The organism is Sulfitobacter indolifex (genome assembly GCF_022788655.1).
Classification (GTDB): domain Bacteria; phylum Pseudomonadota; class Alphaproteobacteria; order Rhodobacterales; family Rhodobacteraceae; genus Sulfitobacter; species Sulfitobacter indolifex.
The window spans coordinates 484,861-497,291 of the sequence record NZ_CP084951.1 but is presented as its reverse complement, the minus strand read 5'-3'; the positions used below and the strand labels follow the sequence as shown (position 1 = coordinate 497,291).

The 12,431-nt window shown below is 59.5% G+C and carries 12 protein-coding genes and 1 tRNA gene; 8 read left to right on the top strand and 5 right to left on the bottom strand.

Translation table 11 applies throughout. From position 1 onward, the window contains the following. Positions 1-397: 397 nt before the first annotated feature. Both msrQ and msrP read right to left on the bottom strand, forming a co-directional pair. The gene (msrQ, locus tag DSM14862_RS02395; protein ID WP_007118813.1) at positions 398-1,015 is read right to left on the bottom strand and encodes a protein-methionine-sulfoxide reductase heme-binding subunit MsrQ; all 618 of its coding nucleotides are present in this window, start codon (positions 1,013-1,015) and stop codon (positions 398-400) included. A gap of 76 nt (positions 1,016-1,091) precedes the next feature. Further along, entirely contained in the window at positions 1,092-1,997 is a 906-nt protein-coding gene (gene msrP, locus DSM14862_RS02390; RefSeq protein WP_007118812.1) for a protein-methionine-sulfoxide reductase catalytic subunit MsrP, read from the bottom strand. A 123-nt stretch (positions 1,998-2,120) separates the two neighbouring features. On the opposite strand from msrP, the gene DSM14862_RS02385 reads away from it, so the two are divergent. After that, positions 2,121-2,555, top strand: a complete 435-nt coding sequence (locus DSM14862_RS02385) for a hypothetical protein (RefSeq protein ID WP_007118811.1) — start codon at positions 2,121-2,123, stop codon at positions 2,553-2,555. Positions 2,556-2,765: 210 nt separating this feature from the next. Here DSM14862_RS02385 and clpB read toward each other — a convergent pair whose 3' ends face one another. After that, entirely contained in the window at positions 2,766-5,381 is a 2,616-nt protein-coding gene (gene clpB, locus DSM14862_RS02380) for an ATP-dependent chaperone ClpB (RefSeq protein WP_007118810.1), read from the bottom strand. Positions 5,382-5,735: 354 nt separating this feature from the next. Between clpB and DSM14862_RS02375 the strand changes: the two genes are divergently transcribed. After that, positions 5,736-6,050, top strand: a complete 315-nt coding sequence (locus tag DSM14862_RS02375; protein ID WP_007118809.1) for a hypothetical protein — start codon at positions 5,736-5,738, stop codon at positions 6,048-6,050. Positions 6,051-6,301: 251 nt separating this feature from the next. Then, positions 6,302-6,997, top strand: a complete 696-nt coding sequence (gene pyrF / locus DSM14862_RS02370) for an orotidine-5'-phosphate decarboxylase (RefSeq protein WP_007118808.1) — start codon at positions 6,302-6,304, stop codon at positions 6,995-6,997. A 183-nt stretch (positions 6,998-7,180) separates the two neighbouring features. Here the strand turns inward: pyrF and DSM14862_RS02365 are convergent, their stop codons facing one another. Then, a complete protein-coding gene (locus DSM14862_RS02365; RefSeq protein ID WP_007118807.1) occupies positions 7,181-7,615 on the bottom strand; it encodes an NUDIX hydrolase in 435 nt (144 codons plus the stop codon). 60 nt (positions 7,616-7,675) lie between these two features. Between DSM14862_RS02365 and DSM14862_RS02360 the strand changes: the two genes are divergently transcribed. Beyond that, positions 7,676-8,929, top strand: a complete 1,254-nt coding sequence (locus tag DSM14862_RS02360; RefSeq protein WP_040700478.1) for a DNA polymerase IV — start codon at positions 7,676-7,678, stop codon at positions 8,927-8,929. 2 nt (positions 8,930-8,931) lie between these two features. Here DSM14862_RS02360 and DSM14862_RS02355 read toward each other — a convergent pair whose 3' ends face one another. Next, the gene (locus tag DSM14862_RS02355; RefSeq protein ID WP_040700476.1) at positions 8,932-9,792 is read right to left on the bottom strand and encodes an N-formylglutamate amidohydrolase; all 861 of its coding nucleotides are present in this window, start codon (positions 9,790-9,792) and stop codon (positions 8,932-8,934) included. Between the two features lie 145 nt (positions 9,793-9,937). On the opposite strand from DSM14862_RS02355, the gene DSM14862_RS02350 reads away from it, so the two are divergent. The 4 genes from DSM14862_RS02350 (at position 9,938) to DSM14862_RS02335 (ending at position 12,365) form a co-directional block, all read left to right on the top strand. Continuing rightward, positions 9,938-10,012, top strand: a tRNA-Val gene (locus tag DSM14862_RS02350). Between the two features lie 76 nt (positions 10,013-10,088). Then, positions 10,089-10,214, top strand: coding sequence for a type B 50S ribosomal protein L36 (gene ykgO, locus DSM14862_RS02345; protein WP_005850168.1), 126 nt, complete (start codon positions 10,089-10,091; stop codon positions 10,212-10,214). Between the two features lie 129 nt (positions 10,215-10,343). Beyond that, complete coding sequence (yghU, locus tag DSM14862_RS02340; protein ID WP_007118803.1) at positions 10,344-11,219, top strand: glutathione-dependent disulfide-bond oxidoreductase; 876 nt, start codon at positions 10,344-10,346, stop codon at positions 11,217-11,219. Between the two features lie 129 nt (positions 11,220-11,348). Continuing rightward, a complete protein-coding gene (locus tag DSM14862_RS02335) occupies positions 11,349-12,365 on the top strand; it encodes a Fe(3+) ABC transporter substrate-binding protein (protein ID WP_007118802.1) in 1,017 nt (338 codons plus the stop codon). Positions 12,366-12,431 lie beyond the last annotated feature (66 nt).

Sequence of the window (12,431 nt, the reverse complement as noted above, 5' to 3'; positions counted from 1 at the left end):
GACAAAAGAAACTGAGATGCGCCCTATCTTCTTGGCGCGCCCCGCCTCTAGTACCTCGAATTTTCCCGCCTTACCGAACCAAACCTCCGCGTCTCCGCTTCCGTCCGCCCCGTCTGGCGCCCCGTTGGTGCATCTCTGCGCCGCCGGTATGGGGGGTTCTAAGGTTAGTGGCCCAGACCCGCAACCCATTTTTTGCGGTTTTGTGCAGTTTTTGTAAAGCGATGAAGAAATCATTATATTACAGTATGTTGGATGCATTTCAGATCGGTCAAATCTCGCCTCCCGCACCTACAAGACAGCGGGTTATGTTAACGCAACCAGTTATCCACAGGGCGAAGCGTCCGAAGCAGCGATTCCGAGGCGTGAATCAGCGGCTCCGCCGCCGAATCTGAATCACTTATCCCGGTAAAAACCTCCGCCGGATACGTTTGTGGGGCAACCGATAGACAAGAAGCGCTAGAATCACGGCTGCATAGACCAACGGCTCTAGTTGAAAGCCCTTTGCGAGCCAGATGAAATGAAGCGACGCCAATAAGGCCGCTGCGTAGGTAAGGCGGTGTAGCTTTCGCCACCGGGCGCCCAGTTTGCGCAGTGACCAGTTGTTTGAGGTAGCCGCCAAGGGAACCAGGCAAAGGAACCCCGCCATGCCGATCGTAATATAAGGCCGTTTCAAGATATCAGCCCAAACGCGGGACAGGGTTTGCACATCCAAGACGGCCCAAACCATCAAATGCGCCAGTACATAGATAAAGGTCATAACGCCAATGGCCCGGCGAAAGCGGAGCAGGTTCAGCCCAAGCTCTCGGCGCAGGGGCGTAATGATCAAACCCGCGATCAGCAGGCGCAGCGCCCATAGGCCGTAGAGGTGCTCTAACCCTTTGACGGGGTCGCGGCCCAACCCGCCGTTTAGCCCTTGGTAAAAGAACCATGGAATTGGCAGCGCCAAGATAAGGTAGACCGGCCATACCGGGAGGCGGCGCGCAAGGCTGTTTAGGGTGTCGATTAGCTCTGTCATCGCGCTGCCAACCAGAACGGCAGAGCCCCTTCGCGAAGGCCCCCAAAACGGCTCTGCATATATAGTGTGTCGCCCATCAGAAATTCGCGGTCAGATCCATGCCCTCATAGAGCCCTGCCACCTCTTCTTCGTAGCCGTTGAACATCAGCGTCGGCTGGCGCCGGGCAAAGAGGCCCGCGCCGAGGGGTCGTTCGTCCGCCTGCGACCAGCGCGGATGGCTCACGTCGGGGTTCACGTTGCTGTAGAAACCATATTCCCGTGGCGCGGCCCTGTTCCAACTTGTCGGCGGCTGCTTGTCCGTCAGAGTAATGCGCACCACAGATTTAATAGATTTGTATCCGTACTTCCACGGCACCACCAACCGCAACGGCGCGCCGTTTTGGTTCGGGATGTCCTTGCCATAGATACCTGTGGCCATGATCGTCAGCGGATGCATCGCCTCATCCAAACGCAACCCTTCGACATAGGGCCACTCTAGCACCGGAAAGCGAAGGCCGGGCATTTCCTCGGGGCGGTAGGCGGTCTCGAAGGCGACGTATTTGGCACCTGATTGCACCCCCGCCATGTTGAGCAGGTCGGCCAGCTCAAACCCGTTCCACGGCACCACCATTGACCACGCCTCAACACAACGCAGACGATAGATGCGCTCCTCAATGGTCATCGCCTTCATGATGTCTTCGAAGGCGTAATCGCCCGGTTTGTCGACCATCCCTTCGATGGCCACTGTCCATGGTGTGGTCGTCAAGCTTCCCGCGTATTTGACCGGATCGCCCTTACCGGTGCCGAACTCATAGTAATTGTTGTATTGGGTGATGTCCTCGTAATCATTAGGGGTCAGCGCTTCTTGGGCGCTGGCAGCCTGCCCCAGCCCGGCAAGGCCAAGCCCGGCCATCGCGCCGCCCATAATCTGCCGCCGGTTTAGGTACTGCGCCTCGTCAGTCACGTCTTTGTCTGTCAGTCGATTAATCCAACGATTGGCCATTTCAGCGCTCCCTACTATACTCAGGGGAAGTTAGCGCCCGCTGCCAGTTGCACCAAATCCTTTCAACGGGATTTCAGTCAGCACACCGGAATGTTAGGCGCCGTTATATAAAGGAGTGCCGTCATGGTCCGTTTTCTTTTTGCTGCCGGTCTAATGTTGGCCAGCGCCGCGCAAGCGGATGAGATGGTCACCTATACCACCGATCAGAGCTTCGGCGATGTGACCTTTGGGGTGGAGAATGCGATCCTGAACCAAGGGCTGATCCCCGAGAGCGTCAGCCATGTGGGTGAAATGCTGGACCGCACGCGCGCCGATGTCGGTTCTGACGTTGTGCTGTTTCAGGCGGCAGAGGTGTTTAGCTTTTGCTCTGCCGCGCTATCACGCAAGGTGATGGAAGCGGATGTGATGAACATCGGCTTTTGCCCCTACGATATCTTCGTCATGCAACTGCCCGAGAGTGACGAGGTGACCGTCGGCTACCGCGCTTTCCCCGAAGGAGCGATGGAAGAAGTGCAGAGCCTGCTGGACGAGATCGTAAAGGAAGCGATCGGCCAGTAGCAGAGGGCATCGCCCTTCCTGGGGGGCGTCGAGACATCAAGTCTTGGCGCTTGTCCAGCGAAGCCCGCTGGCGGCCCGACACGAGGTGAGCGTGCAAAATCGCCCTCCGGGGGGAGGGAGGGCGACGCCCGGTATACCACCGGGCGGAGCGTTCTTAAGCTTAAAGCGAAAAGGGCCAGAAACCCGGCCCTTCTCTTCATTCTACGACGCTTAATGCACCGTGGCATCATCCGGCTTGGGCCGATTTGACGCGGCCACCTGATCGCCGATGATCAACCCATCGGCACCGGCGCGAACGGTGACGGTATCGCCGTCCTTCACATCACCGGCCAGCAGCATCTCTGCCAGCGGATCCTGCACGGTGCGCTGGATCACCCGCTTCAAAGGCCGCGCGCCGAAGACCGGGTCATAGCCCTCATCCGCGAGCCATTTCCGCGCAGCATCATCCAGATCAAGCGTGATCTTCCGCCCCGCCAGCCGCTTGAGCAGCCGTGCCATCTGGATCGTCACAATCCCGTCCATGTCGTCGCGGCCCAGACGGTCAAAGATGATCGTCTCATCCAGACGGTTGAGGAACTCAGGCCGGAAATGCGCCCGCACCGCGTCCATCACGTCACGTTTGGCCCCAGCCATGTCACCGCCATCCGGCAATTGGCTCAGCGCCTGCGCGCCAAGGTTCGAGGTCAGGATGATCAGCGTTTGCTTGAAATCGACCGTTCGGCCCTGACCATCGGTCAGCACACCGTCATCAAGCACCTGCAACAGCACGTTGAAAACATCCGGATGCGCCTTTTCGACCTCATCGAAGAGCACGACCTGATAGGGCCGGCGCCGCACCGCTTCGGTCAACACACCACCCTCGTCATAACCGACATAGCCCGGAGGGGCACCGATCAGACGGGCAACCGAGTGTTTCTCCATGAACTCGGACATATCGATGCGCACCATCGCGCTGTCATCATCAAAGAGGAATTCGGCCACCGCTTTGGTCAGTTCGGTCTTGCCCACGCCGGTTGGCCCGAGAAAGAGGAAACTGCCCAGCGGGCGGTTTTCGTCGTTCAGCCCAGCCCGCGCACGGCGCACCGCATTGGCGACCGCTTTCACAGCAGCACTCTGGCCGATCACCCGGCCATGCAACTGGTCTTCCATGCGCAGCAGCTTGTCACGCTCGCCTTCCAGCATCTTGCCCGCGGGGATACCTGTCCAACGCTCAACCACGCTGGCGATCTGATCCGGGCGCACGGCCTCTTCGACGAGCATGTCGTCCTCACGGCCTTCGGCTTCCTCAAGGTCGCGCTCCAACTGCGGGATCACGCCATAAGATAGCTCGCCCGCGCGCGCGAGATTGCCTTCGCGCTTAGCGATGTCGAGATCGGCGCGGGCATGGTCCAGCTTTTCCTTGATGTCGCGCGCGCCAGCCAGCTTGTCCCGCTCAGCCTGCCACTGCGCTGTCATCTCGGCGCTGCGGTCCTGCAGATCACTCAAATCCTTTTGAAGGGCTTCCAGCCGATCCTTCGACGCGGTGTCGTCTTCCTTCTTCAGCGCCTCAGCCTCGATCTGAAGTTGCATGATCTGGCGATCCAGCGCGTCCAACTCTTCGGGCTTGCTGTCCACTTCCATGCGCAGACGGCTGGCGGCCTCGTCCATCAAGTCGATTGCCTTGTCGGGCAGAAAGCGGTCGGTGATGTAGCGATGGCTGAGCGTTGCTGCCGCAACCAGCGCCGTATCGGTGATGCGCACGCCGTGGTGCAACTCATACTTCTCTTTGATACCGCGCAGGATCGACACGGTGTCTTCCACCGTCGGCTCTTGCACCATGACAGGCTGGAACCGCCGAGCCAAAGCCGCGTCTTTCTCTACATATTTGCGGTATTCATCGAGCGTGGTCGCCCCGACACAGTGCAACTCACCCCGCGCCAGCGCCGGCTTCAATAGGTTTGACGCATCCATCGCGCCATCGGCTTTCCCGGCCCCTACAAGCGTATGCATCTCGTCGATGAACAGGATCACCTCGCCCGCGGCTTCTGTGACCTCGGTCAGCACGGCCTTCAGACGCTCTTCAAACTCACCACGATACTTCGCACCAGCGATCAACGCGCCCATGTCGAGCGCGAGCAGCCGCTTGTTGCGCAGGCTTTCAGGCACATCACCATGCACGATCCGCAGCGCCAAGCCCTCGGCAATGGCAGTCTTACCCACACCAGGCTCACCGATCAGCACCGGGTTGTTCTTGGTCCGGCGGCTCAACACCTGCATCGTACGGCGGATTTCCTCATCGCGGCCGATGATTGGGTCAATCTTGCCCTCTTCGGCGCGTTCAGTCAGATCAAGGCTGTACTTCTTCAGCGCGTCATACCCCTCTTCCGCCGTCGCGCTATCGGCCTTGCGGCCTTTGCGCACGTCATTGATGGCACTGTTCAGCCCCTGCGCGGTCACTTTACCCGCTTCCAGCGCGGTCTTCGCACCGGATTTCACCAAGCAAAGCGCAGTCAGAATCCGCTCAACAGTGACAAAGCTGTCGCCCGCCTTCTTCGCCATGGCCTCAGCCTCGGCCAACACCTTTGCAGTGATGCCGTCCAGATAGACCTGTGCCGCGTCGCCCGTGACTTTGGGGATTTTACCAAGCGACAGGTCCAACGCCTGCATCACGCGCGCACCATCGCCGCCCGATGCAGCAATAAGGTTCCGCGCGAGCCCTTGGTCATCGTCTAGCAGTGCCTTGAGGACGTGTTCAGGCGCAAGCCGTTGGTGGCTTTCCCGTGTTGCAATGGTCTGCGCTGCTTGAATAAAGCCGCGCGATCTCTCCGTGAACTTGCTCAAGTCCATGGGTCTCTCCTTTTCTAAAAGCGCTCCAAAATGCTGTGCCCGATAAGCGGCGCACATCTGTCTGAGCCTCGGTATTAATTTGGGAAGCGGACCCGCCCATTCAAGACCAACATATCGCAAAAAACCGCCGAGAGACGGCCACCTAAATAGTGAAATTTCGTCAATATGGCGGAAATGGGGCGAAATTGAGACCGAAATTGCGATGTTAACCTCTTGTTTAGATTGTATATCTAATTCTTATCCACAGAACTTGTCACCATAATGAAACCATTTGGCTCTTTGCTGCGTTTACTGATTAGACGAGAGCAGGAACAGAAAGCCTGCCGGGTTCAAACGAACGCAAGAGGTGAAACGATGCAGACGCGCCCTATCCAGTTGACCGATGTCATCTACAACGCGGCCACTCAGTGTTTCGAAGCGCTGGTTACCGTCCAAGACGGGGAGCAGCTGCGCCGATACGCTTGCGCAATCGAAGCCCCGATCACCATGTCATACAGCGATGCCGCTGACGGGCTTTCCCGTCAAGCAATCCGCCGCCACGCTCAGAAACGCGGTCTAAGTTCCGAAGTTCTGCGCCACGTCCCCGCTCTGCGGGCCGGACGCCGCAGCTTTGACCCGTTGCGCTGGCTGGAAGAGGTCATGCACCTCTCTGGTCGCGACGCAGCCTAACCCTCTTCCGCGCGGCGCCTGCCTGCCGCGCGGCTGCCCCGCGGACCTGCCGCCACCTCATCTGTCCCGATGTGGCGATCCGCACACCAGAGACCAGTGCCTGCCTGCTAAGTCTCTGAACACTGGGCCCGGACCCCGCGATGCGGTGTTCGGGCCTCTTTTTTTGCGCCCCGCCCTTTTGAATGAATGATGGACTTGCTGCGCCCTGCAGCGTAGGTCAAAGCCGTCCGAAAATTGGCAGGAGCCCCCGCATGTCTGATGACCGTCTGATTGTCGCCCTTGATGTTCCTCATGCGGTCGCGGGGATGGAACTGGCCCAGACCCTCGGCGATGCGGTGAGCTTTTATAAAATTGGCCTTGGCATGCTGACCGGCGGCGGGCTGGCCTTGGCCAATGAGCTGAAGCAAGAGCACGGCAAACGCATTTTCCTTGATATGAAGCTCTTTGATATCGGTGCCACGGTTGAAGCTGCGGTGCGCGGTCTGGCGCAATTCGATCTGGATTTCCTCACCGTGCATGGCGACCCGCATGTTGTGGCCGCCGCGAAACAGGGTGCCGCAGGGACTGATATGAAAATCCTTGCCGTTACGATCCTGACGTCGCTCGACCGTGCCGACCTTGATGCCGCGCTGATCCAACCGGGCGATCTGGCTGATCTGGTGCTAACCCGCGCAGGCCGCGCGCTGGATGCTGGTGCGGATGGTGTCATCGCCTCCCCTCAAGAAGCCGCCGCGATCCGCGCGTTACCCGAAGCGACGGGCAAGCTTATCGTCACCCCCGGCGTGCGCCCGCAAGGCGCTGCTTTGGGCGACCAAAAGCGCGTTGCCACACCGGGTCAGGCCATCGCAGATGGCGCAGATCATATCGTGGTAGGCCGCCCGATTTGGCAAGCAGAAGACCCGGCCGCCGCCGCCCGCGCCGTGCTGCAGGAAATTTCTGAATATTAACAACGTGCTTTTCGCCATCTGTAGCAAATCGACCACAGCGCGTCGCGATGCACCGACGCTGAGACCATGAATGTTAGGCAGAGACTCCCTAACATGTTATGTTGAACTCAGGTGATACTCCCCGACGAACTGGTTCTTCCTGATGTTCGTCACCTCCCCCCCGCTGACGCAAGCGGGGGGCCTTTATTTCCCTCGCAAAACCTTAGCGTTGCCCGTCGCAGACTGCGCCAAATAGACCCTAAGTCGATCCTGAAACGCAGGCACGGCACGAGGATGGTTCAGAAACTCCTCTTCCTCCATCAACCTCCAGCGCTGACCTTCATTGCCAAAAACAATCTCTGCCTCCGCTTGCGCAGGCATCCGCGCAACAAAGAACCATTTGGTGCGCCCGGCCTCATCAAAACTGCCCTGCCAGACCACGGCCTGCTCGGGCACCGCAATTCCTAGCGCTTCGCGGCATTCGCGCAGGGCGCAGGCGAGCGGGGTCTCTGCCCCCTCGCGCCCACCGCCGGGCAAATCCCAGTGATCGGCAAATAGCAGCCCCGGCGTGTCATCGCGCAGGATCACAGCCAACTTCTCTCCGAGATAGAGCGCCAGCTTGGCCCCATCAAAACCCATGTTCAAACCCCCGCGATCTGGTTAGAGTCGTCGCCCGAACCCTGCCCTCTCGGTGTATCCATGGCTACCCTCTGTCGCGACTGTTTGAACGAAATCGCCCCGGCGCGACGCTGTCCGCGTTGCGGCAGCCCCCGTGTGCTGTCCCACCCCGAGCTTTTCGATCTGTCCATCGCGCATATGGACTGCGACGCCTTCTATGCTTCGGTTGAGAAACGCGACAATCCCGAGCTTGCAGGCAAACCCGTCATCATCGGCGGGGGGCGGCGCGGCGTTGTCTCGACGGCCTGCTATGTGGCGCGCATCCGGGGCGTGCGTTCGGCCATGCCGATGTTTCAGGCACTCAAACTCTGCCCCGAAGCGGTGATCATCAAACCGCGGATGGAGGCCTACGTCGAAGCCTCCCGCGCGATCCGCGCGATGATGGAAGAGATGACCCCGGCGATTGAGCCCCTCTCGCTCGACGAGGCCTTCCTCGACATGACCGGGACCGCGCGGCTACACGGCCAGCCCCCCGCGGTCATGTTGGCCCGCCTAGTGCGGCGGATGAAGCTTGAGCTGGGGCTAACCGGCTCTATCGGGCTGAGCCATAACAAGTTTTTGGCCAAGGTCGCATCAGACCTCGACAAGCCGCATGGGTTTTCGGTGATCGGCGCGGGCGAAACCGCTGATTTTCTGCGCGACAAACCGGTCGGAATGATCTGGGGCGTTGGGGCCGCCACGCAGACCTCGCTGGAAAAGGCGGGCATCCGTAGCTTTTCCGATCTGCTGCGGTGGGAGCAGACCGACCTCATCGCCCGCTTTGGCAGTATGGGGGACCGGCTTTGGCATCTGGCGCGCGGCCAAGACAAACGCCGCGTGTCGCGGCACCGCCCGGTGAAGTCGATCAGCAATGAAACAACATTCTCTGACGATACGGGCAACCATGAGATTCTCGACGGGCACATCTGGCGCTTGGCGGAAAAGGTCGCGGACCGCGCCAAGGCCAAGGACATGGCGGGCCGGGTGGTGACGCTAAAACTCAAACGCGCCGATCACTCTTTGCTGTCGCGCCGCCTGTCGTTGCACGATCCGACGCAACTGGCCGACCGGATCTACCGCACTGCCCGCGCATTGTTCGATCAGGTCGACCACAAAAGCTCCTACCGGCTCATCGGCGTGGGATTGTCGGACCTTTCGGGTGCAGACGGCGCGGATATGGCCGGTGACCTGCTTGATCCTGGTGCTGTACAGCGCAGCAAAGCTGAACGCGCCGCCGATAGCATCCGCAGCCGTTTCGGAGAAAAGGCGATCCTGAAAGGCCGCGCCTTGCGGTGACTTTATTCCGCTGCGAGCGGTAGTCGCTCCTGACCGATCTGCGCCACCTCGGCCACCACGCGCTGCAAGGCTGCCTGCACCGCCTCAAATGCACCATTGGGCCGAATCAAACGCTCGTTCATGTAAAGCGCCCGGTCGATCTCGACCTGCACTGCATGTTGCCCGCGTGAGGGGCGGCCATAGGCTTGGGTAATATAGGCTCCGGCAAAGGGCGAGTTGCGCGTCACGACGAAACCGGCATCGACAAAGGCCGCTTCGATCCGGTCGACCACCTCGCCGCCAGCCGCCGCGCCAAAACGGTCGCCAAGCACAACATCAGGCCGCCGCATTCCGCTACGCGCCACGCCGTCCATCGCTTCATGCGGCATGGAGTGGCAATCAACCAGCACCGCCTGCCCGTGGCGACGATGCGCCCGTGTCAGCAATTCCTGCAACTTGGCATGATAGGGTCGCCAGTAGCTGTCGATTCGCAGCTGTGCCTCTTCTTGGCTGAGTTTTCCGCGATAAATCGCCCGACCATTCGCCACCACGCGGGGAATCACACCCAGCCCAGACGCCACGCGCGGGTTGTGTCCCTGCCGTGACACCCCTTCGATCACCGAGGGGTCCAATTCTTCCGGCGCGCGGTTAAGGTCAATATAGGCGCGCGGCGCCCCCGCTTTGATGAAAGACGCGCCAAAGCGCGGCGCACAATCGAATAAACGGTCGACGAACGCATCCTCAGAGGAGCGGATCGCATGTTCGTCCAAAACCGACCGCCGCAAGAAGGATCCCGCATAATCGCGTCCCGAATGGGGCGACGCAAAGACCACGCAAGACAGGTTGCGGTCAGGATGCAGTACTTCGTAAGCGGTCATCGGCATAATAAATCCCTCTAAGTCGAACATAGCGTGTTTATTCCGCGTCAAAAGCCCTTGATCCTCCTGCCGACTCCTTTTATAGCACCCAAACGGCGCGAAATTTCCCGCCCCATTTTTGTTTGGGGCCGGTTTTGAAACGTCGTTAAGTGGGTGATTAGCTCAGCGGTAGAGCACTTCGTTGACATCGAAGGGGTCACTGGTTCGATCCCAGTATCGCCCACCATTTATTCATCGACCCGCCTTGGCGGGTTGCCCGCAACCCAGGCGCTGGCCCGCGCCACGACATGAGGAGACCACCTATGAAGGTTCGCAATTCGCTCCGCTCGCTCAAGAATCGGCATCGCGATTGCCGTGTTGTGCGTCGCAAAGGCCGCGTTTACGTTATCAACAAAACGCAGCGCCGGTTCAAAGCCCGTCAGGGCTGAGACTTGCAGCAATTCGATTTTAAAGGCCGTTCCTTCTTGGGGCGGCCTTTTTTCGTTGCGGCACAGCGCTTGCAAGAACAGCGCAAAGCCCCACCTAGAAAACAGACCCGAATAACAAGGAATACCAGCATGTCGGACACCTCCGAATATACCCCACCCAAGGTTTGGGAATGGGACGCAGAAAGCGGCGGCAAATTCGCCAGCATTAACCGGCCCATCGCCGGGGCGACCCATGACAAGGAGTTGCCCGTCGGCGAGCATCCTTTCCAGCTTTATTCATTGGCGACACCCAATGGGGTGAAGGTCACGGTGATGTTTGAGGAACTTCTCGCTGCCGGTCACAAGGGCGCGGAATATGATGCATGGCTGGTCGATATCTCCGAAGGCGATCAGTTCGGCTCGGGCTTTGTCGAGGTGAACCCCAACTCCAAAATCCCTGCGCTGATGGACCGCTCCGGCGATACCCCGCAGCGCGTTTTCGAATCGGGTTCGATCCTGCTTTATCTCGCCGAGAAATTTGGTGCCTTCCTGCCCAAAGACCCCGCCCGTCGCACCGAAGCGATGTCTTGGCTGTTCTGGCAGATGGGCAGCGCGCCCTACCTCGGCGGCGGCTTCGGGCACTTCTACGCCTACGCGCCCGAGAAATTTGAATACCCGATCAACCGTTTCACCATGGAAACCAAGCGCCAGCTTGACGTGATGGACAAGCATCTGGCCGAGCATGACTATTTCGCCGACGAATACTCCATCGCCGATATGGCGATCTGGAGCTGGTACGGCCAGCTGGTCCTCGGGCGGCTCTATTCCGCGGCGGAGTTCCTTGACGTGACCTCCTACAAAAACGTGATGCGTTGGGCCGAGGCGATTGATGCCCGCCCTGCTGTGACCCGTGGCCGTATGGTCAACCGCGCTTTTGGCGATGACCTGTCGATGCAATTGCATGAGCGCCACGACGCCAGTGATTTCGATACTAAGACTCAAGACAAGATCGGCAGCGAAAGCTGACCATGCAACCGTCGGCCAGAACAGGCCGGCGGTTTTCCGACAAAATTGCTCAGAATTGGTTGCAGGAGCCTCCAAAATCTGTTTCTTACTCTTTCAGTCAAGTTATCCCAAATGAAACAGGACCCTGATATGACCTTCTGCAAAACATCGACTGCCGCCGCCGCGCTGATGTCGCTGGCCCTCCCTGCGTTGGCCGATAGCGAGTTGAATCTCTACTCCGCCCGTCACTATGACACCGATGAGCGCCTCTACTCCGACTTTACCGAAGCGACCGGCATCACCATCAACCGCATCGAAGGCAAGGCCGACGAATTGCTGGCCCGTATGGAAGCCGAGGGTGCCAACTCCCCCGCCGACGTGCTGCTCACCGTCGACACCAGCCGCCTGAAACGCGCCAAGGACATGGGCCTGCTACAAGCGGTTGAGAGCGACACGCTTGAAGAGCGTATCCCCAGCAATCTGCAAGACGACGACAACCAGTGGTTCGGCCTGTCGCAGCGCGCGCGGATCATTTTCTACAACAAAGAAGCGCTCGACAATCCACCCGCGACTTACAAAGACCTCGCCGATCCAGCCTACAAAGGTCAGGTCTGCATCCGGTCCTCGACCAACACCTACAACCAGACTCTGCTGGCTGCCATCGTGACCCACGAAGGCGAAGAAGCTGCAACCGAATGGGCGCAGGGTGTGGTCGACAACATGGCGCGCGCACCGCAGGGCGGCGACACCGACCAGCTGCGTGGCATCGTCTCGGGCGAGTGCGACATCGCCGTATCCAACAGCTACTACTTCGCCCGCGCGATCCGCACTGATGTGGATGGTGTGAGCGCCGACATCGACAAGATCGGCCTGGTCTGGCCGGACCAAGAAGGCAACGGCGCGCATATGAACCTTTCGGGTGGCGGTGTGGCCAAGAACGCGCCGAACCGTGAAAACGCTGTCGCTTTCCTAGAGTACCTCGCCTCTGATCAGGCGCAGGTCTACTTCTCGGCGGGCAACGATGAATTCCCGACCGTGGAAGGTGTTGAGCTGGCCGATAGCGTGAAGCAGTTGGGTGAGTTCAAAGCCGACGACGTGAACTTGTCCGACGTGGCCGAAAATATCGGCACCGCGCAGAAGATCTTTGACACGGTTGGCTGGGAATAATCACCCTCTGAACAGTTGTGAGAGGCGGGCTATCGAGCCCGCCTTTTTTTGATAACTGCTGCCACC